Source organism: Lentzea sp. NPDC054927, assembly GCF_053610285.1.
Genome location: NZ_JBSGXZ010000069.1, coordinates 1 through 25,816 on the forward strand (window position 1 = coordinate 1; position 25,816 = coordinate 25,816).

18 protein-coding genes and 1 tRNA gene are annotated in these 25,816 nt (G+C 68.2%); 9 read left to right on the forward strand and 10 right to left on the reverse strand.

All coding sequences use genetic code 11. The annotated features are described in order from the left end of the window. Positions 1–162: 162 nt before the first annotated feature. From efeB to efeU, 3 genes are read right to left on the reverse strand one after another with little or no spacing between them, the layout of a single operon-like run. Positions 163–1,410: an iron uptake transporter deferrochelatase/peroxidase subunit gene (gene efeB / locus ACWGE0_RS43820; protein ID WP_452266767.1), complete on the reverse strand. Its 1,248-nt coding sequence runs from the start codon at positions 1,408–1,410 to the stop codon at positions 163–165. Next, complete coding sequence (gene efeO / locus ACWGE0_RS43825; RefSeq protein WP_452266768.1) at positions 1,407–2,531, reverse strand: iron uptake system protein EfeO; 1,125 nt, start codon at positions 2,529–2,531, stop codon at positions 1,407–1,409. The genes efeB and efeO overlap by 4 nt, the downstream gene beginning before the upstream one ends. Before the next feature lie 8 nt (positions 2,532–2,539). Then, positions 2,540–3,364, reverse strand: a complete 825-nt coding sequence (gene efeU, locus ACWGE0_RS43830) for an iron uptake transporter permease EfeU (protein ID WP_452266782.1) — start codon at positions 3,362–3,364, stop codon at positions 2,540–2,542. Positions 3,365–3,493: 129 nt separating this feature from the next. Here efeU and ACWGE0_RS43835 point away from each other — a divergent pair, with 129 nt between their 5' ends. Then, complete coding sequence (locus ACWGE0_RS43835; RefSeq protein ID WP_452266769.1) at positions 3,494–4,318, forward strand: hypothetical protein; 825 nt, start codon at positions 3,494–3,496, stop codon at positions 4,316–4,318. Positions 4,319–5,589: 1,271 nt separating this feature from the next. On the opposite strand, the gene ACWGE0_RS43840 is transcribed toward ACWGE0_RS43835, so the two are convergent. Continuing rightward, positions 5,590–8,760, reverse strand: coding sequence for a S41 family peptidase (locus tag ACWGE0_RS43840; protein ID WP_452266770.1), 3,171 nt, complete (start codon positions 8,758–8,760; stop codon positions 5,590–5,592). Positions 8,761–8,938: 178 nt separating this feature from the next. Between ACWGE0_RS43840 and ACWGE0_RS43845 the strand changes: the two genes are divergently transcribed. Next, positions 8,939–10,093: an RNA-guided endonuclease InsQ/TnpB family protein gene (locus ACWGE0_RS43845; protein ID WP_452266771.1), complete on the forward strand. Its 1,155-nt coding sequence runs from the start codon at positions 8,939–8,941 to the stop codon at positions 10,091–10,093. 95 nt (positions 10,094–10,188) lie between these two features. Here ACWGE0_RS43845 and ACWGE0_RS43850 read toward each other — a convergent pair whose 3' ends face one another. The 4 genes from ACWGE0_RS43850 to ACWGE0_RS43865 all read right to left on the reverse strand — a co-directional run bounded on the left by ACWGE0_RS43850 (position 10,189) and on the right by ACWGE0_RS43865 (position 16,502). Then, entirely contained in the window at positions 10,189–11,124 is a 936-nt protein-coding gene (locus ACWGE0_RS43850; RefSeq protein WP_452266772.1) for a MazG family protein, read from the reverse strand. Then, positions 11,121–12,062 carry a hypothetical protein gene (locus ACWGE0_RS43855; RefSeq protein WP_452266773.1) on the reverse strand — a complete coding sequence of 314 codons (942 nt, stop codon included), beginning with the start codon at positions 12,060–12,062 and terminating at the stop codon, positions 11,121–11,123. The genes ACWGE0_RS43850 and ACWGE0_RS43855 overlap by 4 nt, the downstream gene beginning before the upstream one ends. Positions 12,063–12,076: 14 nt before the next feature. Next, a complete protein-coding gene (mfd, locus tag ACWGE0_RS43860) occupies positions 12,077–15,631 on the reverse strand; it encodes a transcription-repair coupling factor (RefSeq protein WP_452266774.1) in 3,555 nt (1,184 codons plus the stop codon). Between the two features lie 115 nt (positions 15,632–15,746). Next, positions 15,747–16,502: a maleylpyruvate isomerase family mycothiol-dependent enzyme gene (locus ACWGE0_RS43865; protein WP_452266775.1), complete on the reverse strand. Its 756-nt coding sequence runs from the start codon at positions 16,500–16,502 to the stop codon at positions 15,747–15,749. Positions 16,503–16,584: 82 nt separating this feature from the next. On the opposite strand from ACWGE0_RS43865, the gene ACWGE0_RS43870 reads away from it, so the two are divergent. Then, complete coding sequence (locus tag ACWGE0_RS43870) at positions 16,585–17,118, forward strand: DUF4291 domain-containing protein (protein WP_452266776.1); 534 nt, start codon at positions 16,585–16,587, stop codon at positions 17,116–17,118. A 7-nt stretch (positions 17,119–17,125) separates the two neighbouring features. After that, on the forward strand, positions 17,126–18,232 hold the full coding sequence (locus tag ACWGE0_RS43875; RefSeq protein ID WP_452266777.1) for a PQQ-dependent sugar dehydrogenase: 1,107 nt from the start codon (positions 17,126–17,128) through the stop codon (positions 18,230–18,232). A 181-nt stretch (positions 18,233–18,413) separates the two neighbouring features. On the opposite strand, the gene ACWGE0_RS43880 is transcribed toward ACWGE0_RS43875, so the two are convergent. Together ACWGE0_RS43880 and ACWGE0_RS43885 are read right to left on the reverse strand one after the other, a co-directional pair. Further along, complete coding sequence (locus ACWGE0_RS43880; protein ID WP_452266783.1) at positions 18,414–19,013, reverse strand: TetR/AcrR family transcriptional regulator; 600 nt, start codon at positions 19,011–19,013, stop codon at positions 18,414–18,416. A gap of 33 nt (positions 19,014–19,046) precedes the next feature. After that, positions 19,047–19,988: an acyl-CoA desaturase gene (locus ACWGE0_RS43885; RefSeq protein ID WP_452266778.1), complete on the reverse strand. Its 942-nt coding sequence runs from the start codon at positions 19,986–19,988 to the stop codon at positions 19,047–19,049. Positions 19,989–20,159: 171 nt separating this feature from the next. On the opposite strand from ACWGE0_RS43885, the gene ACWGE0_RS43890 reads away from it, so the two are divergent. The 5 genes from ACWGE0_RS43890 to ACWGE0_RS43910 all read left to right on the forward strand — a co-directional run bounded on the left by ACWGE0_RS43890 (position 20,160) and on the right by ACWGE0_RS43910 (position 25,686). Continuing rightward, entirely contained in the window at positions 20,160–21,302 is a 1,143-nt protein-coding gene (locus ACWGE0_RS43890; protein ID WP_452266779.1) for an alpha/beta hydrolase family protein, read from the forward strand. Positions 21,303–21,390: 88 nt separating this feature from the next. Continuing rightward, positions 21,391–21,461 (forward strand) — tRNA-Gln (locus ACWGE0_RS43895). A gap of 24 nt (positions 21,462–21,485) precedes the next feature. Then, positions 21,486–23,183 (forward strand): GGDEF domain-containing protein, encoded by a 1,698-nt coding sequence (locus ACWGE0_RS43900; protein ID WP_452266780.1) that lies wholly within the window; start codon positions 21,486–21,488, stop codon positions 23,181–23,183. 47 nt (positions 23,184–23,230) lie between these two features. After that, complete coding sequence (gene glmU / locus ACWGE0_RS43905) at positions 23,231–24,700, forward strand: bifunctional UDP-N-acetylglucosamine diphosphorylase/glucosamine-1-phosphate N-acetyltransferase GlmU (protein ID WP_452266781.1); 1,470 nt, start codon at positions 23,231–23,233, stop codon at positions 24,698–24,700. A 14-nt stretch (positions 24,701–24,714) separates the two neighbouring features. Continuing rightward, a complete protein-coding gene (locus tag ACWGE0_RS43910) occupies positions 24,715–25,686 on the forward strand; it encodes a ribose-phosphate diphosphokinase (protein WP_319969824.1) in 972 nt (323 codons plus the stop codon). Positions 25,687–25,816 lie beyond the last annotated feature (130 nt).

Below are 25,816 nucleotides of genomic sequence, written 5' to 3' on the forward strand. Positions count from 1 at the left end.
CGCCAACTCTTGATCAAATCGCCTGTAACTACACCCAACAAGCAGGTCCGCGGTCCGTGGCCGCCGGAGCAGGCCGGTCGGGTGTAGTTACACGCCCGATGATCTTGAGTTGGTGGTACTTGCAGACGCCACAAGCTGACCGTGAACCAGCGACTCAGGACACTAGCTCTTGAAGAGGGTCTCGCCCCAGTAGCCACCGGGTTGCACGCCCGGCGGCACTGCGAAGTGTCCCGAACCCGTGTGCTCGACGTACTCCATCATGTCGTCCTTTGTGGACAACGCGTGCTGCATCGGCACGAACTGCGTGCGCGAGTCGCGGTTGAACGCCACGAAGAACAGGCCCGCGTCGAGGTGCCCGAGCCCGTCCGAGCCGTCGGTGAAGTTGTAGCCGCGGCGCAGGATCCTGGCGCCGTTCAACGACTCCGGCGAGGCGAGCCGGATGTGCGCGATGTCGTTGATCAACGGGATCCCGCCGGCACCCTTGACGTGCAGGTCGGGTTCGTCGAACTCCTTCTGCTGGCCCAGCGGTGCGCCCTCGCCCTTGGTGCGGCCGACGATCTGCTCCTGCTCGGTCAGCGACGTGCGGTCCCAGATCTCGATGTGCATGCGGATCCGGCGCGACACCAGGTACGTGCCGCCGACGAGCCAGTCCGGGCCGTCCTCCTTCGAGACCCAGACGTGGTTGCGGAGGTGCTCGGTGTCCTCGGCCTTGATGTTGCGCGTGCCGTCCTTGAACCCGAACATGTTGCGCGGCGTCGCCTGATCACGCGTGGTCGACGAGGTTCGGCCGAACCCGAGCTGCGACCAGCGCACCGCCACTCGCCCGAACCCGATGCGCACCAGGTTGCGGATCGCGTGCACGGCGACCTGCGGGTCGTTCGCGCAGGCCTGGATGCAGATGTCACCGTTGCTGCGCGCGGGATCCAGGTCGTCCTGCGGGAAGCGCGGCAGGTCGATCAGTCGTTCCGGCCGCTTGTCCTTCAACCCGAACCTGTCGTCGAACAACGACGGCCCGAAGCCGATCGTGATCGTCAACGCGGACGCGGGCAGGTCGAGCGCCTCGCCGGTGTCCTTGGGCGGCGCCTCGGCGTTGCCACCGACCGCACCGTTCTCCGCGGCCTCCTGGCCCGCGGTCATCCGTTCCGCGGCAACGGTCCACTGCTTGAGCAGGTCGACCAGCTCGTCGCGGCTCTTCGTCTTCACGTCCAGCGCGACGAAGTGCATGTGGTCCTGCGCGGTCGTGGTGATGCCCGCCTGGATGTCGCCGTAGAACGGCACCTTCGCCGCCGCGAGGTTCTCCACCTCCGGCGACTGCTTGGAGGCGAGCACACCGGCGGCGGCGCCCGCGCCCGCGAGCGCCACACCGGCGCCCGCGAACCCGAGCAACCTGCGACGGGGAACTCCGGTCACTTGGCCGACACCACTTCCGCCACCTTGCTGACCGGCTCGCCCAGCGCGTCCACGGACTCGGCCAGCGCCTTGATCTCGTCCTGCGTCAGCTCGGTGTAGAGCTTGAAGCCGTCACCCTTGCGCTGCTTCTCCAGCGCCTCGTCGAGCGCCTTGAACTTGGCGTCCAAAGTGGACACGAGCGCCTTGTCCTTCTGCTCCACGACCGGGCGCAGCGCGGCGATCGCGGCCTGCGAGCCGTCCACGTTGGCGCGGAAGTCCCACAGGTCGGTGTGCGAGTAGCGGTCCTCCTCGCCGGTGATCTTGCCGGTGGCGACCTCGTCGAGCAGCTCCTTGGCACCGTTGGCCAGCTGCAACGGCGTCAGTTCGACCGCCTTCGCCTTGGCCACGATCTCCTTGACGTCGACCAGCAACTGGTCCGCGATCTTGTCGGAGTCGGCCTGCAGCCCGGACACCCACAGGTCCTTCTCGAGGCGGTGGAAGCCGGTGAACTCCATGCCTTCGTCGATCACGTCCTCGCGACCGTCGATCTTGGGGTCGAGGTCGCCGAAGCTCTCCGCGACGGGCTCGATGCGCTCCCAGTACAGCCGCGACACGGGGAAGAGCGCCTTGGCGTCGTCGACCTTCTTGCCCTTGACCGCGTTGACGAACTCCTCGGTCTTGACCAGCAGCTGGTCGGCCTGCGAGTTGACGTAACGCTGGTAGCTCTTGGTCGCCTCGGCGAGCAACGCGTTGCTGTCAGTGGACTTCTTGGCGTCACCGGTGACGGTGAAGTCGCCACGGATGCCGTCGCCCTTCATACCGGGCTTGCACGCCGTCTGGAACTTGCCGGACTCCGTCACCTCGACGATCAGCTTCCGCGACAACCCTGGCCCGATGTTCTCGACCTCGCCGAGAATCCGGTCGCCCTCCGCGTAGAGGTAGAACTCGGTCACCTTGGTGCCCTTGTTGGTCACCTCGAACGTGACGTTGCCGGTGCTCGCGTCGGTCTTGGCAACCTTGCACGCGTCATCAGTCGCCTCAACAGCGATGTTGCCACTAGCACCACTCGTGCCGCCGTTGCTGCTACACGCCGCCAGCACCGCGAGCGAGCCGAGAATCACTACTGCCTTGCGCACGGTCACTCCATTGATCAGTTGGCCACGGCGGCGCGGCGGCGCGGCCGGATGAGGAACAGGGACAGAACCACCACCACGTAGCCGACCCACGCGATGGCCTGCAGCACGGACGTCCGCTGCGAGTAGTTGAAGAACCCCTTGAGCAACGCCCCGTACCAGGAGTCCTCCGGCACGGTGTCGCTGATGTCGAACGCCAGCGTGTTCAACCCGGGCAGGATCGCGGCCTCCTGCAGGTCGTGGATGCCGTAACTGAGCACCCCCGCCGCCACGAACACGAGCAGCACACCCGTGACCGTGAAGAACTTCCCGAGATCGAACCGGATCGCCCCCTGGTACAGCAGCCCGGCGATCACCACCGCCACCGCGATCCCCAGCAAAAACCCGATCAACGGCTCAGTCGTGCCCCCGCCGGCGGCCTGCACGCTGGAATAGAAGAAGACGGCCGTCTCCAGCCCTTCCCGCCCCACCGACAAAAGGGCAAGACCAACAATGGCGATAGGTCCGATTTGCAGCGCTTCGTCCATTTTGCCGCGCAACTCGGCCGCGATCGTCTTGGCCGCCCTGCGCATCCAGAAGATCATTCCGGTGACGAACGCGACGGCAATGATCGACATGATCCCGCCGAACGCTTCCTGCTGCTCAAACGTCATGCCGGCGGCACTGAACGTGATGATCGCCCCAGCCGCTACCGACAGTGCCAGAGCCGTGACAACACCCACCCAAACCCACTTGAGCGCGTGCCGTCGATCCGTCTTCACCAGGAATGCGATCAAGATGCTCACCACGAGCGCGGCCTCAAGCCCCTCCCGCAGCCCGATCAAGCCATTGGCGAACAACATCCCGCAGCCTCCGCAAATTAGGTCGGCCTTATTTAAGGTAAGCCTCACCTGAATGTCCAGCCGCCAACAGTGCCGGTTTCATCACGCTTGACCCGGCCACCACCCACACAGAGCACGTAGCCTGACTACGTGGTCCCGCCGCCGCTGAAGGATTCCCCCGCCCGCCGCAACCGCTCAGGCAACATCTTCGGCCGCATCGTCCTGGTGCTGCTGCTGATAGTCGTAGTAGCCGCCGGCGCCTGGGCCCTGGGCGCCCTGAACCGCAAAGACGCCGCCCCCTTGGGCCCACCGCCGTTCCTGGTCCCCATCCAGGAAGTACAACCAGGCGCAGCAGCCCCAGGCAGCGCCGCCACCCCAGGCAACACCACCACCACAACAGACACGAACCCCCTGACCGAGTGGGCCACCAGAGTCGCCTCGAAAACCGACATCCCCACCCGCGCCCTGCACGCCTACGCCACAGCCGACCTGACGATGCAGCGCGAGTCCCCCGCCTGCCGCATCTCCTGGGCCACCCTGGCAGGCATCGGCAGAGTCGAATCGCACCACGGCAACATCAACGGCGCCCGCCTGCAAGACAACGGCCTCCCCACCCGCCCCATCATCGGCATCCCGCTGAACGGCGGCCCAGGCGTAAAAGCCATCCCAGACACCGACGGCGGCCGCCTGGACGGCGACACCTCCTGGGACCGAGCCGTAGGCCCAATGCAGTTCATCCCAGGCACCTGGAACCGCTGGGCCAAGCGAGCAGCGGCCGACGGCCTCCCAGCAGACCCCCAAAACATCGACGACGCAGCCCTAACAGCAGCCCGCTACCTCTGCGGAGGCGGCGCAAGGGACCTGGGCACAGGCCAGGGCTGGTGGGCGGCAGTCATGACCTACAACAACTCCGTGGAATACGGCCAAAACGTCTTCAGCGGCGCCGACGCCTACGCAAGGGCAAGCGTGGCCTAGCACGCCGATGCCGCAGGCGAGGCCCCAAGCGAAGCCGCAGGCGAGCAGTCCCGAAGGCGAAGCCGAGGCGCCCTAACGCTTGAAACAGCGCTCCGGGCGGGTCCCCGTCACCCACGCAACGCAACTCCGCCCAACGCAACAGGCGTGCCATCAACCCACGCACGGCGGAGGACCCCCAGATCAGATTGGCGGAGGTCTGGGGGCGGAGCCCCCAGGAAAAGGTGACCACACGCAGAAACGGGGCAGCGGCAACAACCACTGCCCCGCAGGTCAGGTGACCCAACAGAAGAGGCCGGTCAGTCGGGGCGACCAGCCCAAGGGCAAACACCCAACCCCGCACTGCACACAAAATCTGTGCGTTCTATCAGCATCTGAAGGAAGCCGGGACCTGGCGGATGAAGGCCCCAGCCCCCTCTCTCAGACCCCTGCCAAGGGCGCGGAGGACGTGGCCAAATCCTCAACAGGGGATGCCAGCGGCAACTCCACCGAAACCTCAACGGCCGGCTCCCCAGAGTCGCCAGGCGCAGGCTCAGACCGATCACACGGCGGCTCAACCGGAGCAGTAGGCACAGTCGGCGCAGTCGGAGTAGTCGGCGGCACCGGATCCTCAGCCCGAGGCGTAGAAGGCGGCACCTCAGCAGGAGGCGAGGTGACCGGCACACTCGGCTCCGAAGGAGCACTCGAAACCGGCGGCCCCACAACCGGAGGAGCCGGAGGCGCAGCAACCACAGAGGACGTCGTGACCACCGGCGGCGAAGCACTGTCCGAAGGGGACGTGACCACCGGCCCACCCGGCTCCTCTTCCCCAGGCCCAGGCTCAACCCCAGGCTCATTCCGCCCAACAGCCGCAGGCTTTGTAGTACTAACCCGCACAGTCTCAGTAACCGTGGAAACCCGAGTAGCCGTAGCAGTGGCCAACCGAGCCGCCGCCACCTCCCGAGCCCGCCCCTCCACCACCACAGTCTCAGTAACCGTGGACAACGTAGCCCCGGTCTCAAAGGGCTCTGTCCACCACTGAGAAGTAGGCCGTGCAGGCGGCGGAGCCGCCAGCGGCGCCTCATCCGGCGACCCCGTCAGGGCGATCAACGCGAACATGCCGCCCAGCGCCAGGAACGGCACGACGACCACGGCACCAAAACATCCGCGACCGCTGCGCGGCTCATCACGGTGACTCATCTCCAGCACACCCCCGAACGGTGACAACTGTTCCATCTGGTTGATCGTCCACATGGAACAGTCCGTCACAGTTCTTTAGTCACACGATGGGGTGTTTACACCAACGGCGGCAACTCCGGAGCGTGAGCAGCAGGCGAAGATGAAAGGCTTTCCAGAGCCAACGAAACGGCCTTCTCCAGCTGCGGGTCGCGCCCGGAAACACGGTCGGACGGTGACATGACCACCTCGATGTCCGGGTCGACACCGTAGTTCTCCACGTCCCATCCATGGCCCTTGAACCAAGATGCGTACCTCGGTTGGGTGACCATGGTGCCGTCGACCAGCGTGTAGAGCATGTCGATGCCGATGACACCGCCCCAGGTCCGGACCCCGACGACGGGTCCGATCCCGAGTTCCTTGATGGCTACGTTGACGATGTCGCCGTCGGATCCGGCGTACTCGTCGGCCACCGCCACGACCGGTCCGCGCGGCGCGTCCTGCGGGTACGACTCCGACGCCGTGTACCCGCGCGCCACCGACCACCCGATGACCTTGCGCCCGAGCTTCTCGATCACCAGCTGGGACGTGTGACCGCCACCGTTCTCACGGACGTCCAGCACCAACGCCTCGCGCGCCAGCTCCACCCGCAGGTCGCGGTGCAGCTGTGCCCAGCCGGCGCCCATCATGTCCGGCACGTGCAGATAGCCCACCCGGCCACCGGACACCTGGTGCGTGAACGCACGCCTGTTCGCCACCCAGTCGTGGTAGCGCAGCGGTTCCTCGTCGGCCAGAGGCACGACAACGACCCGACGGAGCTCTCCACCACCACTCGGCCGCACTGTCAGCTCCACGGGCTTGCCCGCGGTGCCCACCAGCAACGCACCAGGGCCCGCCAGACCGACCGGACGACCGTCAACGGCCACCAGCACGTCGCCCGCGCGCACAGCCACCCCGGGGGCGGCCAACGGCGAACGAGCGTGCGGGTCGGACGTCTCGCCGGGGATCACGCGCTTGACCACCCAGTCATCACCCTCACGAGCCAGGTCCGCCCCGAGCAGACCCTGCCGACGGGACGCGGGCACACGCGGCGACTCGCCCCAGACGTAGGCGTGCGAGGTGCCGAGTTCGCCCTGCACCTCCCACAGCAGATCGACCAGGTCGTCGTGGCTGCCCAGCTCGGCCACCAGCGGCCGGTAGCGGTCGAGCTCGCCCTGCCAGTCGACGCCGCCCATGTCGGTGCGCCAGAAGTGGTCGCGCATGAGCCGCCCGTTCTCGGCGTACATCTGCGCCCACTCCGCCGCGGGGTCGACCACGACCCGCACCCGAGCCAGGTCGATCTCCACGTAGTCGGCGGAGTCCTCGTCGGCCTTGCTGTCGGTCGGCACCACCCGCAGGTCACCGCGGTCCTCGACGATCATCCGCTTGCCGTCACCGGACACCGCAAACGCTTCCGCGCTGTCCGCCAGGCACTCGGTCTTCGCCTTCGTGAAATCGAAGCGCTCCAGCACCGTGCGCGGCGGCCGGGACTCCGGCGAAGCCAGGTTGTCGCCCAGCACCCCGAGCAACGGCCGGCGCAACCACAACAGTCCGCCCTTGGCAGCCTTGAGACCCACGTACTCGGAGGCCGCGACGGGCACCGGCACCACGCGATCGGCGATGCCCTCGATGTCGACCTTCGTGACCGGGGTCTTCTCGTCCTCGTCGTCGGAGTCCTTGTCCTCGTCACCGACCGGGCGACCGCCGCGCATCGGCGCGAACGGCGACGGCGTGGTCGCGGCCAGCGGCACGAGGTGCGGCCGGCAGCCCGTCGGGAACGACAGGTCGAACACGTGCGCGTCGTAGACCGGGTCGAACGTGCGGATCGACAGGAACGCCAGGTACTTGCCGTCCTCGGTGAAGGTCGGCGCGAAGTCGGCGAACCGCAGCGGTGTCACGTCCACAATGGACAGATCGGCCGCGTTCACCATCTTGATGTGCCGCAACGGGATCGGTCCGGGATGCGACCACGCCAGCCACGCGGAGTCCGGCGAGAACGCGAGGTTCGTGATGTGCGCGTTGGCACCCGAGACGACCTCGCGGACCTCACCGGAAGCGATGTCCACCAACAACAACCGGCCGTCGTGCGTCGCCACGGCCACGCGCGAACCATCCGGCGCGGCGGCCAGCGACATGACCCGTCCCAGCACGCCGGAAGCGACACGGCGCGCAGTGTTGCCCGGCTCGACGCCACCGACGGGCGCGATCTCCAGGGCTTCCTCGCCCTCGACGTCCGTCACCCACACCACGTGATCGGTCTCGCCGAGCACCTTCGGCAGCCGTGCGCGGACGTCCGAGCGGTCGGCCAGCACCCGCACCGGGCCGTCGCGATGCGTCACCCAGTGCACGGAACCGCGGACCTCGACGGCCGACGCGCGGCCGGTGTGGTCGAGGCTGAACGACTCGATGTTGCCGGAAGCCTTGATGTGGCGCGGTTGCAGGCCGGTGCGCGGGCCGCCGAGCTTGATGTCGAGCTTGCGCAGGTCCGACAGGCCCTCCAGCAGCCACAGCTCGCCGGCCTGGTGGAAGATCACCCGCTCGCCGTCGGTGGTCGCGTTGCGCGCGTAGAACTCCCCGGTCGTGTGGCGGCGCAGGTCGGTGCCGTCCGGCAGCACCGAGTACACGCTGCCGACGCCCTCGTGGTCCGACAGGAACGCGATCCGGCCGTCCACCCACATCGGGTTCGTCAGCGACGACTTCAGGTCGCCCAGGATCCGGGAGAACTCACCGTCACCGGCGAGATCCACCCACAGCTTGCCGGCGGTGCCGCCCCGATAACGCTTCCAGTTCGCGGGTTCCTGCATGTAGCTCGACGACGTGACGATCTGGCCGTCCGGACCGAACGAGACGTCGTTGACCCACCCGAACGGCAGCAGCTCCGCCGGTCCGCCGTCCAGCGCAACGGCGTGCGCCTGCTTGCGGTGCCTCGACATCTGCCCGGTGGTCGACACGGCGAGCACTCGCCCGTCCGGCGTCCACCCGGACACGGCCGTGCGGCTCACACCCCAGTGCGTCAATCGGCGTGCGGGGCCACCGTCCACAGGCGCCACTCGCACTTCCGGCGCGCCGTCGATCGTGCTGGCCCACGCGAGATGCGTGCCATCAGGGGAGAATCGTGGTGAGCGGGCAGGTACCTGATCAGCGGACGCGCGCCAGGCCCTTCCCCCACCGACGGGCGCGAGCCACACGTCGTTCTCCGCCACGAACGTCACCAAGTCACCGCTCAGGTGCGGATACCGCAGGTAAGTCACGAGATCGACGTTAGCCCACGTTCACCGCCCGGCGAAGCCGTCGCAGGAATCCCGACCGGTTACATACGCGCTTTGGCCCTGCGGCGCCCTGGGGCTGCGAGGACGCATTGGTGCAGGGGTGTGGCGTTGCCTGAACCCAGGCAACTGTCTCGAACGCGTGTTCGGCACGGTCGCTCAGGTGAAGCTCGTCGTGCAGGTGAAGCTGCTTCCGACCGCCGAGCAGGCAGCGGCGTTGCGGTCGACCCTGCACGCGTGCAATGACGCCGCCGATGCCGTGTCGCGAGTAGCGTTCGAAACGGGCGTGTTTCGTGAGTACTCGTTACGCAAGTCCACCTATGCTGCGGTGAAGGCGCGAGGACTGGGTGCGCAGGCCGCTCAGCATGTGATCAAGAAAATCACGGACGCCTACACCACACTGTGCGCGAGCATCCGCAACGGCAACCTCGGCCCGGTGGGCAACAAGCGCCGAGCGAAGGCGCAGTCGAAACCGATCGGGTTCCGCCGTGATGCGGCGCAGCCGTTCGATGACCGCTGCTTGTCGTGGCAGTACGACGCGGGCACGGTGTCGATCTGGACGGTGGCGGGCCGGGTGAAGAACCTGCGATTCACGGGTTCACCGGATCAGCTCACGACGCTGCGTGCGTATCGGCGGGGCGAGTCGGATCTGGCGTGCAGGGACGGCATGTGGTTCCTGATCGCGACCTGCGAGATCGAGGAGAAGCCCGAGTTCGATCCAGTCGACTGGATCGGGGTGGACCGGGGAATCGTGAACCTGGCCACGACGTCGGACGGCGACGACTTCCAAGGGCGCCGCCTGCAGCGCTATCGCCGCTGGCACGCCCGTAAGCGCGCCGAGCTGCAGGCGAAGCGGACGAAGTCGGCGCGGCGTCGGTTGAAGCACCGCTCCAAGCGTGAAGCCCGACACGCGACACAGGTGAACCATCGAGTTGCCAATCAGGTTGTGGCTGTTGCCGAACGCACCGGTCGCGGTATCGCCCTGGAGGACCTGGGCGGTATCCGTGATCGGGTCACGGTTTCGCGGCACCAGCGAGCCACACTCACCAGCTGGCCGTTCCACCAGCTCGAACAGCACATCCGCTACAAAGCGAAACGCGCCGGGGTGCCGGTGCTGACCGTGGACGCCCGGTACACCAGCCAGATGTGTCCGCGATGCGGGCACACCGAACGCGCCAACCGCCCCGCTAGGGACAATTTCTACTGTCGCCGATGCGGTCTTGCTGGACCCGCCGACGTCGTCGCCGCCGTGAACGTCCGAAACCGGGCACGGTTGGTGTGGGTACATGTCAACGTGCCCGACCCGGCAGCTGCGTGAACAGCGATCGGGAGATGCGGCCAGCACACGCGCAGCCAGCCGTGGACGAGGAACGCGAACAAAGCCCGGAGGATCGAGCCCTTGAGCTCAGCCTCTCAGGGCCGAGTAGTTGACGAGGGCCAAAACCGTCGCCAGTCCTCTGCTGTCAGAGAATCTGCACCTTCGGCCCGCGCCTTGGCTTCCGCTTCACGAACGTTCGCGGCGAAACGGCGGCAGACCTGGCGGAGCTCTGTCTCCGGGTCCTCACCCGCGATCTTCGCGAGGGCGGTCACGGCGAACAACGTCGTGCCCGTGTCGTCGTCCTCCGGCAGCAGATCGACGGGGAGACCCGCGCGTTTGGTGCACTGCACCAGCTTCGCGGCCAGCGCGACAGCTGGCTGACCCAGCGCAACACCGTCCACACTGGACTCACGTCGCTTCTCGACCTGCTTCAGCTCTTCCCACCGGTGCTGCTGCGAGGTCGCGTCGTGCACGGCCGGATCGTGGCCCTCGAAGACGTGCGGGTGACGCCCGACGAGCTTGGCCACCAGTTCGGACGCAACAGCATCGATGTCGAATGGATCACTCGGATCCTCCGCCGCGACCCGAGCGTGGAACAGCACCTGCAGGAGCACGTCGCCCAGCTCCTCGCGCATCGCCGCGCGGTCGCCGTCCTCGATCGCCTCCAGCAGTTCGAAGGTCTCCTCGACCAGGTACTGGCGCAGCGACTGATGATCCTGCTCCGCGTCCCACGGACATCCGCCCGGCGAACGCAGCCGGTGCATCACCGCGGCTGCGTCGAGCAAGGCGGCACCCATCGGCTCCGGCGTCGTGATCACCACGGCGCCGGGATACGCCTCTGCCGACGTCGTGATCACCACCGCGCCGTCCTCGACGACGGCGGGCGCGGGCCCGTCGACACCCAGCGTGGACCAGAACTCGGGAGCGACGCCCTCGCCCGCGTAGACGGCCTTGGCCGTGCGCAACGCGGGCAGGGCGGCAGCGGGCAGCACGGCGTCGAGCCGCTCGCTCAGGACGATGACGGTGATCAAGACTTGTTCTTGGCCGCGGGCACGCCGACGAACCCGGCCTTCTCACCGGCGGAGGGCACCACGGTCGCGTCGGTCGGGTCCCACACGCCGTAGCGCGGGTTGACCTCGATCTGCTGGTCCGCCGCCAGGAACTGGGCGATCCGCAGGCCGAACGCGGCGAGCAGGCGCGGGTCGATCCGCTCGGTCAGGTCGTCCTCACCGGGAACCGGGGAGACCTTGTTGCGCTCCTTGACCAGCGCGACCATCCAGCTGGACTGCTGCTCGTCGGCGGGGAAGGCGACGACGGTGCCGGGCTTCACGCCCCACAGCATCGTGTGCACCAGCGACGGGTTCTCGGTGACGCGGACCTTCTGGTTCGACGCCGAGGCCTGCTGACCGCCGGTGGTGCGCGGGGCCTCCTGCACGAACCGCGACATCTTCGAGGGGTCGGCCGTGACTTCCGCGGCCTTCTCCTTGGCTTCCTTCGGGTCCTTGACCTGGAAGAAGTCGATCACGACCTCGAGCGTGGAGAGGTTGCGCTTGGCGAGCTCGCCCATGACCAGCACGTCGCGCTGGCGACGGTGGATCGTGGTCTCGTCCTGCTCGCTCTGCTTCGCGGCGGCCTCGGGGCCACCCTTCTCCTGCACCGCGTCGTACACCTTGGTCTCGTCGACCGTGATGTTCTCGCGCTGCGCCGCGTGCTCGGCGATCTTGTGGGTGATCTCGTCCGCCAGCACCAGCCGCGAGACCTGGTCGAGCTTGCCCTGGTCCTGCATCTGCTGGGCCGCGGGCTCCTTCTTGAGCACCTTCACGGTGCGTTCCTGGACGGTGCCCAGGCCGATCGACTGACCCCCGACGATCGCGGCCGAACTGGCCTTCGCGGGCCCGGTGCCACAACCGGTGGCGAACAGCGCCACGGCAACACCGACCAGCGAGAAACGCTTCAGAACAGTGCTCACGAGGATCTACCCTCTCACGCCTTGGTGACCGGGGTCACGGGAGTCCCCGCGAGTGAGTCGAGGAACGCACCGCACCAGTTCAACAGCTCCTGGTCGCGCAGCTGAGGTGCACCCATCCGGCCGCCTGCCGCTCCTTCTGTCGGCCTAGGCACCGTCACCGTGCCCAGTGCCTGCTTGTAGAGCGCCTTCGGGAACAACCGGCGCAGCCTGACCAGCTGCGAGTCGAGCAGTTCCAGCCTCGCGAACCGGATGTTCTGCCCCATCGCGATCACCTCGGTGACCCCGTGCCGGCGGCAGGTGTGCCGCAACCGGGCCACGCTCAGCAGACGCTCCACCGGCTCCGGCGGCGTGCCGTAGCGGTCCTTGAGCTCGTCCCAGACGGCCTGCAGCGCCGGTTCGTCCGAGGCGGCCGCGATCTTGCGGTAGGCCTCCAGACGGAGGCGCTCGCCCGGCACGTACTCGTGCGGGATGTGCGCGTCCACCGGGAGGTCGACGCGGACCTCGGCGAGGTCCTCCTCGACGTCAGGCCCGTCCGCGCCGGCGTGCTTGCGGAACGCCTCGACGGCCTCGCCCACCAGCCGGATGTACAGGTCGAAGCCGACGCCCGCGATGTGCCCTGACTGCTCGGCGCCGAGGATGTTGCCGGCGCCGCGGATCTCCAGGTCCTTCATGGCCACGGCCATGCCGGCGCCCAGCTCGGTGTTCTGCGCGATCGTCGCGAGCCGGTCGTGGGCGTGCTCGGTCAGCGGGGTCTCCGGCGGGTACAGGAAGTACGAGTACCCGCGCTCGCGGCCACGGCCGACGCGGCCGCGCAACTGGTGCAGCTGGGCCAGGCCGAGCAGGTCGCCGCGCTCGACGATCAGCGTGTTGGCGTTGGAGATGTCCAGGCCCGTCTCGACGATCGTGGTGCAGACGAGCACGTCGTACTCGCGTTCCCAGAAGCCCTGGATGAGGTGTTCGAGCTTGTCCTCGTTCATCTGGCCGTGCCCGGTGACGACCCTGGCCTCCGGCACCAGCTCGCGGATGCGCTTCGCGGCCTTCTCGATCGTCGAGACCCGGTTGTGCACGTAGAAGACCTGGCCGTCACGCATCAGCTCGCGGCGGATCGCGGCGCCGACCTGCTTGTCGTCGTACGCACCGACGTAGGTGAGGATCGGGTGGCGTTCCTCAGGCGGCGTCAGGATCGTGGACATTTCGCGGATGCCGGCGAGCGACATCTCCAGCGTGCGCGGGATCGGCGTCGCGGACATGGTCAGCACGTCGACGTGCGTGCGCAGCGCCTTGATGTGTTCCTTGTGCTCCACGCCGAACCGCTGCTCCTCGTCGACGATCACGAGGCCGAGGTCCTTGTAGCGCACGGTCTTCTGCAGCAACCGGTGCGTGCCGATCACGATGTCGACCTCGCCGTCCGCGAGACCGGCGATGGTCTGCGCGGACTCCTGCGGGTCCGTGAAGCGGCTCAGTCCCTTGACGATCACCGGGAACTGGCGCATGCGTTCGGCGAACGTGTTGAGGTGCTGCTGGGCGAGCAGCGTCGTCGGCACCAGCACGACGACCTGCTTGCCGTCCTGCACCGCCTTGAACGCCGCGCGGACCGCGATCTCCGTCTTGCCGTAGCCGACGTCACCGCAGATGACGCGGTCCATCGGCACTGACCGTTCCATGTCGGCCTTGACCTCGTCGATCGCGGCCATCTGGTCCTGCGTCTCGGTGAACGCGAACGCGTCCTCCAGCTCGCGCTGCCACGGGGTGTCGCTCGCGAACGCGTGCCCCGGTGCGCTCTGCCGTGCCGCGTAGAGCTGCACGAGCTCGGCCGCGATCTGCTTGACCGCCTTGCGCGCCTTGGACTTCGTGTTCTTCCAGTCGCTGCCGCCGAGCTTGTTCAACGTGGGCAGCTCGCCGCCGACGTACCGGCTGACCTCGTCGAGCTGGTCGGTCGGGACGAACAGCCGGTCGCCCGGCTGGCCGCGCTTGGACGACGCGTACTCGAGGACGAGGTACTCGCGGGTGGCGCCGGCGACCGTGCGCTGGACCATCTCCACGTACTTGCCGATGCCGTGCTGCTCGTGCACCACGAAGTCGCCCGCCCGCAGCGCCAGCGGGTCCACCGCGTTGCGCCGCTTCGACGGCATCTTGCGCATGTCCTTTGTGGACGTTCCACCGCGACCGCCGGTCAGGTCGGTCTCGGTGAGCACGACCAGCGCCAGGTCCGGCAGCACGAAGCCTTCTTCGAGCGAGCCGCGTACGACCGTGACGATGCCCGCTTTCGGTGCCTCGTCAAGGGATTCGACGCAGATCGCCGAGACGTCCGCTTCCTTGAGCCGCTCCACCGCACGTTGCGCGGTACCGGCGCCGGGCACGACCAGCACGGCCGCGCCACCCGTCGCGGTGTGCGCCTTGAGGTCGGCGAACGCGCGCTCGACGTCGCCCTGGTAGGCCTCGACCGGCTTGACGTCGAGGTGCACCACGTCCGACGCGTCGGTGGTGAGCTGGCTGAGCGTCCACCACGGACGGTCGTTCGCCTTGGCGTGGTCCGCGATCTCGCGCAGGCCCTGGTAGGCGCTGCGGCCGAGGTCGATCGGCGCCTTGCCCCCGCCGGCAGCCGCCATCCAGGAGGCCTCGAGGAACTCCTGGCCGGTGCGGACGAGGTCGGCGGCGCGGGCCCGGATCTTCTCCGGGTCGTTGACCAGGACGTGCGTGCCGCGGGGAACGGCGTCGGTGAGCAGCTGGAGTTCGCCGGGGCAGAGCGCGGGGATGAGCGCCTCCATGCCCTCGACCGCGATGCCGTTGGAGATCTTCTCCAGCATCTCGACGAGGTGGGCGTCCGACTGGTGCTCCTCCGCGAGCTCGGCCGCGCGCAGCTTGACGTCCTCGGTCAGCAGCAGCTCACGGCACGGCGGCGCGACGAAGCCGGAGACCTCGTCGGGCAGCGATCGCTGGTCCTGCACGGAGAACGGCCGGATCTCGCTGACCTCGTCGCCCCAGAACTCGACGCGGTACGGGTGCTCCGCGGTCGGCGGGAAGATGTCGAGGATGCCACCTCGGGTCGCGTACTCGCCGCGCTTCTCGACCATGTCGACGCGGGTGTAGGCGTTCTCGGCGAGCCGCGTGATCAGCTCCGCGAAGTCCTGCTCCTCGCCGGTCTTGAGATGAACGGGCTGCAGCTCGCCGAGGTCCGGCGCCATCGGCTGGATCAGGCTGCGGACCGTGGTGACGAGGACCTTGATCGGGTTGCCCTCGGGATGCTTCAACCTGCGCAGAACCTGCAGGCGCGCGCCGACGGTGTCCGCCCGCGGCGACAACCGTTCGTGCGGCAGCGTCTCCCAGCTGGGGAAGAACGCCACCTTGTCCGCGCCGATGAGGTCCCTCAGGACGTTCGTCAGCTCCTCGGCCTCACGCCCGGTGGCGGTGACGGCGAGGACGGGCTTCGCGGTGGACAGCGCGGCGACCACGAGCGGGCGGGCGGCCAGCGGGCCGTCCAGCGCCAGCTCGGGCACGCCGGCGGAGTCGATCAACGTGCGGAGGGCTTTGTCGGGCAGGACACCATCGAGCAGGCCGAGCAGCGGCATGTGAGAAACCCCGGTCGAGTGGGAGACGCCAGACAGACCCCTGCCTGGGACGAGGGGTCTCACCACCCACCTTAGCTCGTCGCGCGACCCCTTATCGGGTGGCTTCGAGCGCGCCTCAAGCAGGCACCCAGTCCACCAGCCCGTGGAGCACTGCCACGTCGCCTTCGAACTTCAACACGTCGAGTTCGACGCGGCCGTACATGGTCAGAACGATGTTGCTCGCGGTACCGACGGCGACGAGGTCGGCCTCAGGAGGCCCGGCCAGCGGTTCGGCCCGTGCGCCCTTCTCGGAGAGCCAGAGCGCCCACGAGCGGCCCTCGGTGGCGACGTACCCGAGCACAGCGGGCTCGTGCGGCCACGGGAACGTCGTCGCGTTGCAGGTGAACAGGAACTCCTCGACGCCGTCGAGCGCCACCTCTTCCGGCAACGGCCGCGGTTCGCCGACGGTGAGCTGGGCGTCGTAGGTGTGCACCGCGATCTCCTGGACCTGGTGCCGGGCCACCGCACCGGTGGTCGCCGGCGACTGCGAGTCGGTCCAGCCGACCCAGCACTCGCGGTCCGGACCGGCCTCGGTCAGCGCGTCCAGGAGTTGCCGCGTCGACTCCTCCAGCCAGGCCAGCACTGCTTCGCGCTCCTGCGGCATGGGCTCGAGCTCCGGCTTCGCCTTGGCCTCGGCCGGCCCCGCGGCGACGGTGGCGGCCCAGATGCGACGCCCCTCGCCGATGTGCCGGGCGAGGTCCGCGAGCGTCCACGCCGGGCAGGTGGGCACCTGCGCGTCGAGGCTGGGCGCAGAGGCGATGGCGGCGCGGAAGGCGGTGGACCGGTCGTCGATCAGCCGGAGCAGATCGGGGAACTGCGGAGCGTTGTGCACGCGGGCTGTCTAGCACTGCGGTCCGGCGGCGGCACAGCGAATTACGGTGGCACTCCCGCTTCTGCCCGGTCACCCTGTCGGCGTGCAGAAGAGAGAGATCAGGGCTGACTACGACGATCAGTCCATCGTGGTCTACCAGGCTTATTCAGCTTCGATCGCGGAGCCCGCGGTGGCCGCACAACGGTTCGTGCCGCCGTTCAAGATGGAGCGGATGACGTGGATCAAGCCGTCGTTCCTCTGGATGATGTACCGCTGCGGATACGCGCTCAAGGAAGGCCAGGAACGCGTGTTGGCTGTGCGGATCACCCGTGAGGGGTTCGACTGGGCGGTGTCGCAGGCCGTCGAGAGCAACATCTCCGGCAAGCCCTCGGTGCGGGTGCAGTGGGATCCCGAACGCGGGCTGAACCACGAGGCGTTGGAGCACCGGTCCATCCAGATCGGCCTCACGCGTGAGGCCGTGGAGAAGTACGTCCACGAGTGGACGGTCAGCATCACCGACGTGACCACGTTGGCGCGGCAGATCCACGAGAGAGTGCGTTCGCAGGACCTGGACAGCGCGCGTGCGTTGCTGCCCGTCGAGCGGCCTTACGGAACCTCCACGGCACCAAACGCATAGTTACGACATGCGCGCACTTGTTGCTGTGTCGGTGCTGTTAGTCGCGGCCTGCTCCACTCCGGAACCAGGCGGCAACGCGCCGTCGAAGGCACCCGCGCCAACCGGTCTCAAGGTCGAAGAGGTCGCCACGGGCTTCCAGCACGCCTGGGACCTCGGCTTCCTGCCCGACGGCTCAATGCTGGTCACCGAACGTCCGGGGACGATCAAGCTGGTGCGGGGCGGCCAGGTCACCCCCGTCGACATCGACCTCCGCGACGTGCAGGCGCGTGGCGAGGGCGGCCTGATGGGCATGGTGATCCACCCGGACAACCAGCGGTTCACCGTCTGCTACAACACGTCGAAGGACGTGCGGCTGGTGACGTACAAGCTCGACGGCACCAGGGCCGCGAAGGTGAAGGACCTGGTCACCGGCATGCCGTCGAACTCGAGCGGACGCCACTCCGGCTGCCGCCCGACGCTCGCGCCGGACGGGTCGATGTACGTCGCCACCGGTGACATCGCGCAGGCCCGCAACCCGCAGGACCGCACCAGCCTCGGCGGCAAGGTGCTGCGGATCGACCCCGAGACCGGCGAGGGCGCGGCCGGCAACCCGTTCATCAGTTCCGGGAACGCCAACGAGCGGCGGATCTTCAGCTACGGCCACCGCAACGTGCAGGGCGTGGTCTTCCGGCCGGACAGCGACCAGGCGTTCTCGAGTGAGCACGGCCCGGACATCGACGACGAGGTCAACCTGCTGCGCGCGGGTGCGAACTACGGCTGGGACCCGTCCAAGGGCGGCACGACGAGCCGCTACGACGAGAGTGTGCCCATGACCGACCAGCAGCGCTTCCCGGACGCGGTGCCGGCGGTGTGGTCGTCCGGTTCGTCGACCGAGGCGATCTGCCAGGCGGCGTTCTGGAACGGCAAGCTCGCGATCACCGCTCTCAAGGGCTCGAAGCTGCTGCTGTTCACGCTCGACGCCGCGGGCAAGGTCCAGAACGTCAGCATCCCCGAGGAGCTCAACGACAAGTACGGCCGCCTGCGCGCCGCCCGCACCGGACCCGACGGCGCGCTCTACATCACGACGTCGAACGGCACCAACAACAAGCTGCTGAGGCTCACCGGAACTGCCTGAGGTGATCACCATCGTGCCGTTCGACCCCTCGACGAACGGCACCGACAGCGACGCGGACGCAGGAACTCCGTGCGTCTGGAGACATCGCTGCAGTACGCCCGGACCGTTTCAGCGATCGCCGGGACGTTGACGCCGTGCACAAAGGAAAAGGCCGTGGTGCGTGCAGATGCACAAGGGCTGATCAGGCGCGCATGCGCAGCTTTGGCTTGTGCTCCATCGCCGAGAGGCCGTTCCAGGCCAGGTTGACCAGGTGCGCCGCCACCTCGTCCTTCTTCGGCTTGCGCGCCTCCAGCCACCACTGCCCGGTCAGCGCGACCATCCCGACCAGCGCCTGCGCGTACAGCGCGGCCAGCTTGCGGTCGTAGCCCTGCTTGGCGAAGTGCACGCCGAGGATGTGCTCGACCTGCGAGGCGATGTCGTTCAACAACGACGAGAAGGTGCCGGAAGACGAAGCAACGGGCGAGTCCCGCACCAGGATGCGGAACCCGTCCGTCGAACCCTCGATGTAGTCGAGCAGCGCGCAGGCGGCGTGTTCCAGCAGCTCACGCGGGTGGCTGCCGCCTTCCAGCGCCACCACGATCTGGTCCATCAGGCGCTGCATCTCACGGTCGACAACGACGGCGTAGATGCCTTCCTTGCCACCGAAGTGTTCGTAGACAACGGGCTTCGACACGCTGGCGCGGTGCGCGATCTCCTCGATGGAGGTGGCTTCGAAGCCCTTCTCGGCGAACAGGGAGCGGGAGACGTCCAGGAGCTGCTCTCGGCGTTCCTTGCCCGTCATCCTGACCCTGGTCATCGAGTCAGCCTACGGGTGTTACTTCTTGGCACTGATCCTGGCCAGCCGCTGCTCGCTCGGCCAGCGGACGTTCGTAGCCCAGCCGAACTTCTCGAACAGCCAGATCAGCCGGGCCGAGATGTCGATCTGACCGCGCTTCACGCCGTGCCGCGCGGAGGTCGGGTCGGCGTGGTGCAGGTTGTGCCACGACTCGCCGAAGCTCAGGATCGCCAGCGCCCAGACGTTGGCGGAGCGGTCGCGCGCGGCGAACGGGCGGTCGCCGACCATGTGGCAGATCGAGTTGACCGACCATGTGACGTGGTGCAGGAAGGCGACGCGGACCAGGCCGGCCCAGAAGAACGCCGTCACGCCGCCCCACAGGGACCAGGTCATCAGGCCACCGAGGACGCCCGGCGTGGCCAGCGAGATGACGGTCCACGTCACGAAGTGCTTGTCGACCCACACGATGTCCTTGTCGGCCATCAGGTCGGGGGCGAAGCGCTTGTGGTTGGTCTTGTCGCGGTCGAACAGCCAGCCCATGTGGGCGTGCCAGAAGCCCTTCGCCAGCGCGGCGGGACCCGTGCCGAACAGCCACGGCGAGTGCGGGTCGCCCTCGCGGTCGGAGAACGCGTGGTGGCGGCGGTGGTCGGCGACCCAGTCGATGACCGGGCCCTGCAGCGCCATCGAGCCCGCGATCGCGAGACCGATCTTCAGCGCGCGGTTGGCCTTGAACGAGCCGTGGGTGAAGTAGCGGTGGTAACCGATCGTCACGCCGAGACCGGACAGGTAGTAGAAGGCGACGAAGAGCGCCACATCGACCCAGCCGAGGCCCCAGCCCCACGCGAAGGGGATGGCGGCCAGCAAGGCGATGAAGGGAACGATGACGAACACGTACACGCCGGACTGCTCGGCATGACTGCGCCGCCCGTCGAACAACGGTTTCGGGCCCTGGTCGGTGGACGGATCCATCGTCGTGGTCATACGGATACCTCTGGGGGGTGAGGGGTCGACGTACCTACGCAACCGTAACTTACGGAAGCGTAGGTTAGGGCTGCCTACTACGCCAGACTCGCGTGGAAACTCACTGACAGTTCTCAGGTTCGTCGCGCTGTGTCGCCTGGAATCGCGACCTGGACGCGGCATCATCGACAGATGGCCAGACGCAAGATCATCCGGATCACCGTGACCTCGCTGCTCGTCCTGCTCGTGCTGGTCACGGCGGCCCTGGGTGGTGTCGGCTGGTACTACAGCGGCGAGTTGCTCGAACCGGAGGAAGCGCTGCCGCAGCGCTACCCGGAGACCTCGCTCGGCGTGGACGACAAGAACGTCGTGCTCGCCGAATCGAAGCTCACGACGCAGCGCGGCACGTTCGGCCTCGTCTGGCCGGGCGGCGCCGCGAAGGTCGGCGACATCGCCGCGACGAAGGACGGCCGCGTCGAACGCCCGCTCCTCGACGGCACCGCGCCGCCGGAGGGCACGAAGGTCCGCATCGAGACCGACGTCTACGAGGGCAACCCCAAGACCACGCTGGGTCTGGTCTACAGCGAGGTCAGGGTGCCGTCCGAACTCGGCGAGATGCCCGCGTGGTTCGTGCCGTCGACGAACGAGGACACGTGGGTCATCACCGTGCACGGGCGGGGCGCGTCGCGCGAAGAGGCGCTGCGCGTGGTTCCGCAGTTGCACAGTGCCGGATTGCCCGTTCTGCTGATCACCTACCGCAACGACGTCGGCGCGCCCGCGTCGCCGGACGGCCTATACCACCTCGGCGACACCGAATGGCGTGACGTCGAGGCCGGCATCAAGTACGCGCAGGCCCAGGGCGCGCAGAAGGTCGTGCTCTACGGCTGGTCGATGGGCGGCGCGATCGTCGGCCAGACGCTGGCCCGTTCCAGCGTCGCGGCGGCCGTCTCCGGCGTGGTCCTGGACTCCCCCGTCACGAACTGGACGCAGACGCTGAACCTCCAGGCGGAGAACCGCGGCGTGCCGACGTGGCTCACGCCGATCGCCGAGCTCGTGTCCGGCTGGCGCGCCGACATCGACTTCGACCGGTTCGACCTCGTCCGCAACCCGCCCGCGCTGAAGCCGCCGACACTGCTGTTCCACGGCTCCGCGGACGGCACCGTGCCGGCCCAGTCGTCGCGCGACCTGGCGACCGCGGCGGCCGGGCTCGGGTGGCCGCTGCAGTACGTGGAGATCCCCGGCGCCGACCACACCTCCGGGTGGAATGTGGCGACCGACACGTACCGAGGTGCGCTCGCGGACTTTCTGACCAGGTCAATCGGCATGAAAACGTGATCATCAACTGAGCCGGATGAGTGGTGGTTGGACAACAGGAGGACCTCTCGTGACAACATGTGCGCAGGGCGCACGCGAGTTCGCCCATTCCGCCATGGTGTAAAGGCAGCACCTCTGATTTTGGTTCAGATGGTCCAGGTTCGAATCCTGGTGGCGGAGCAGGGGCCTTGAACGCCAGGGGCCATGGTGTCTTTGGGAGGTGCGAAGCTGCCCGAGGAAACGGTCGACGAGCAGGGCAACGTGGGCCATCGCCACCACGAGATGTCCGACGCGTGGCTGGTGGGCCGCGCGAGCGAGCTTGTCGCCGTGGCCCAGAGCAGTCACCTCGCGGCACAGCTCGACGCTGCCGCCGAGATCGACCACATCCTCGCCGAGGCGCAGGGCCGTGGTGAGCCCCGCATCGTCGCGCAGCTGCTCAGAGCCGCGGCCGTGGTCCGCCTGGTGACTCCCGGGCTGGTCGACATGTCCGACCCGCAGCTCGACGAGATGCTCACCCACTGCCGCCGCCACGGCCTGATCGTGCTGGAAGCGGACGCGCGGGCGTTGCGCGGCCGCCGGTTCCTGCTGGGCAACGCCGAGGACAAGGCGCTGACCGAGATCGCGTCGGCGCTCGCGATGATGCTCGACGAGGAACCCGAGACCGACCCGGTGTTCGACAAGCGGACGTGGGACCAGCTGCTGGCCACGACGCTGCAGGACATCGCCCTCGTGCTGACCCAGCTGGGCGTCTACGAGATGGCGGACGACGTGCTGGCCCGTGCGAACAACGCGCTGCGGGAGAGCGGTCAGCCGCACCAGATCTACGTGCACCTGGTCAACCGGGCCCGGCTGCGGATCGGCTGGGGCCTGCGGCTCGAGCGGGTCAGGCTGCACGACGCCGCGCACGAGCAGTTCATCGTGGCCGCCGGGCTCGCGGAGGCCGCCGAGGTGCCGTTCCGCCAGTCGCTGCACCCCGGCAGGCGCGACCTCGCCGCCGCCGAGCAGGTGCCGATCCTCGGCGCCGCGCACGCGTTGACGCACCCGAGCGAGAACCACCTCGACCGGCTGTGGTCGTTGCGCGGCCTGTCGATGTACGCGCGGGAACTGATCATCGTCGCGATCGCGCTGGCCAGGTGCCTGGTCGAGGCGAACCGGCTGGACGACGCGCTGAAGGTCCTCGGCGACACGCGCACGCAGATGGAGCACGACACGTCGGAACCGTCGCTGGTGCTGTCGCTGGAACGCGAGTACGCGCACCTCTGCGGCCCGCACACGATGTCCGCGCTGGAGGCCTACAACTCGGCGCTGGAGCTCGAGCTGTGGCAGATGCGCGAGTCCCGCGTCGCCACGTTGATGACGCGACGAGAACACGAACGGCTGACGCGCGCACACGGCGCGATCGCGCAGCAGGCGTTGCAGGACCCGTTGACCGGGCTGCCGAACCGGCGGGCGCTCGACGACAAGATGAGCGAGCTCATCTCCGGTCAGGTCGACCCGTTCTCCATCGCACTGGTGGACCTCGACGGGTTCAAGGGCGTGAACGACCGGCACTCGCACGCCGACGGTGATGATGTTCTTCGGGTGATTGCCAGCACACTCCGGCAGGCCCTGCGCGGCGACGACATGGTGGCCCGCTACGGCGGTGACGAGTTCGTCGTGCTGCTGCCGGGAGCCCCTCTGAGCGCGGCGGAAGCAGCACTCGGCCGGGCCGTGGATGCCGTGGCAGGCCTGCCAATCGACCTCTCGCGCGGGGTCACGCTGTCGGTCGGTGTCATCTCACTTCGCCCCCGCGAATCCGCGAACCAGGCCCTGTCCCGGGCCGACTCGGCGATGTACGTGGCCAAGCGCCAGGGCGGGTGCCAGGTCGCGGCCGTGGCGGGGGAGCCCTCGACGGAGGCTTAGGCTGGTCTGCGGACTTCGAACCACCCAGCCTGTTAGGGAGAGCATCGATGCTCGAGGGCCCTGTCAGCACGGTCGTGCTCGCCGCCGGGGAAGGCACCCGCATGCGGTCGTCCACGCCCAAGGTGCTGCACCGGATCGCCGGACGCTCACTCGTCGAACACGCGGTGCGCGCGGCAGCCGGTACAGACCCCGACCACCTGGCCGTGGTCGTCGGCCACGGCCGTGAAGCCGTCACCGAGCATCTCGAGAACCTCGCCGGTGCTCTGGGACGCAAGGTCACCGTCGCGGTGCAGGCCGAGCAGAAGGGCACCGGGCACGCCGTCTCGTGCGGCCTGGCCGAGCTGCCGCACGACCTGGCCGGCACCGTGATCGTGAGCTACGGCGACGTGCCGCTGCTCGACACCCAGACCTTCACCGCGCTGCTCGCCGAGCACTCCTCGGCCGGCAACGCGGTCACCGTGCTGACGGCCGTGGTGGAGACCCCCACCGGGTACGGCCGGATCGTGCGCGACGCCGACGGCACCGTGCAGCGGATCGTCGAGCAGAAGGACGCCTCCGCGGCCGAGCAGCTGATCAACGAGATCAACTCCGGCGTGTACGCGTTCGACGCCGCGGTGCTGCGTGACGGCCTGTCGCGGTTGTCGACCGACAACGCGCAGGGCGAGCTCTACCTGACCGACGTGCTGGGCATCGCGCGCGGCGACGGCCTCCGCGTGGGCGCGCTGATCGCGTCCGACCCGTGGCTGGTCGAGGGCATCAACGACCGCGTGCAGCTCGCCGCCGTCGGTGCGGAGATGAACCGCCGCATCGTCGAGGGCCTGATGCGCTCCGGCGTGACCGTCGTCGACCCGGCCTCGGTCTGGGTGGACGCGGACGTGCAGGTGGGCCAGGACGCGCTGATCGAGCCGAACGTGCAGCTCCGCGCAGGCACCGTGATCGGCGCGGGCAGCGTCGTCGGCCCGGACACCACGTTGTCCGGCGTGCGGGTCGGCGCCGGCGCCACGGTCGTGCGCACGCACGGCAGCGACTCGGTGATCGGCGACAAGGCCTCTGTCGGCCCGTTCGCGTACCTCCGCCCCGGCACCTCGCTGGGCACGAAGGGCAAGATCGGCACGTTCGTGGAGACCAAGAACTCGCAGATCGGCGAGGGCTCGAAGGTCCCCCATCTGTCGTACATCGGCGACGCGACGATCGGCGATCACAGCAACATCGGCGCAGCTTCGGTAACCGTCAACTACGACGGGGTGAACAAGCACCGCACGATCGTCGGATCCCACTGCCGCACCGGCTCCGACAACATGTTCGTAGCACCGGTGACCGTGGGCGACGGCGCCTACACCGGCGCGGGCACCGTCCTGCGCCGCAACGTCCCACCGGGCGCGCTGGCCGTGTCCGGAGGCCCTCAACGCAACCTGGAGGGCTGGGTAGCCAGCCGCCGGGCAGGCACCGCCGCCGCTCAGGCAGCGGAGGCAGCCATCGCGAAGCAGAATGACGAGAAGACAGAGGAGGGTCGCTGAGCGTGAACCCGCAGATGCCCGGCACACCGAAGAAGAACCTGATGCTCTTCGGCGGGCGTGCCTACCCGGAGCTGACGGAAGAGATCGCGAAGCACCTCAACGTCACGGTGACCCCGCAGCAGGCCTACGACTTCGCCAACGGCGAGATCTTCGTCCGCTTCGAGGAGTCCGTACGAGGCTGCGACGCCTTCGTCATCCAGTCCCACACCGCCCCCATCAACCAGTGGCTGATGGAACAGCTGATCATGGTCGACGCCCTCAAACGCGCCTCGGCCAAGCGCATCACCGTGATCATGCCGTTCTACCCGTACAGCCGCCAGGACAAGAAGCACCGCGGCCGCGAGCCCATCTCCGCCCGCCTGGTGGCCGACCTGTTCAAAACCGCAGGCGCCGACCGCCTGGTCTCCGTGGACCTGCACACGGCCCAGATCCAGGGCTTCTTCGACGGCCCGGTGGACCACCTGTGGGCCATGCCCCTGCTGGCCGACCACATCCGCAGCAAGTACGCGGGCCACGACATCACCGTCGTCTCCCCCGACTCCGGCCGCACCAAACTGGCCGAAAAGTGGGCCGACACCCTCGGCGGCACCCCGATCGCCTTCATCCACAAGACCCGCGACCCCCTCCGCCCCAACGAGGTCGTCTCGAACCGCGTGGTCGGCAAGGTCGAAGGCCGCCTCTGCATCGTGATCGACGACATGGTCGACACGGGCGGCACCATCGCAGGCGCCGTGAAGCAACTCCTCAACGAGGGCGCCGCCGACGTGGTCATCGCCGCCACCCACGGCATCCTCTCCGGCCCGGCCACCCAGCGCCTCCAGGACTCCGGCGCCCGCGAGGTCGTCTTCACCGACACCCTCCCCATCCCGGCGGAGAAGCGCTTCGCGAACATGACCGTCCTGTCGATCGCCCCGCTCCTGGCCCGCGTGATCCAGGAAGTGTTCGAAGACGGCTCCGTAACCTCACTGTTCGACGGCAACGCCTAACAACACCAGCCAGGCCACCGGGGCCGCTGGCTTTTGCTTTTCAGTGCGCTCCGGGCGGGTCCCCGTCACGAGTCGTGCCTCAGCACTTGCTGCAACCAGGCAGGGGTGTCAAACGGACACGCTTTTCGTC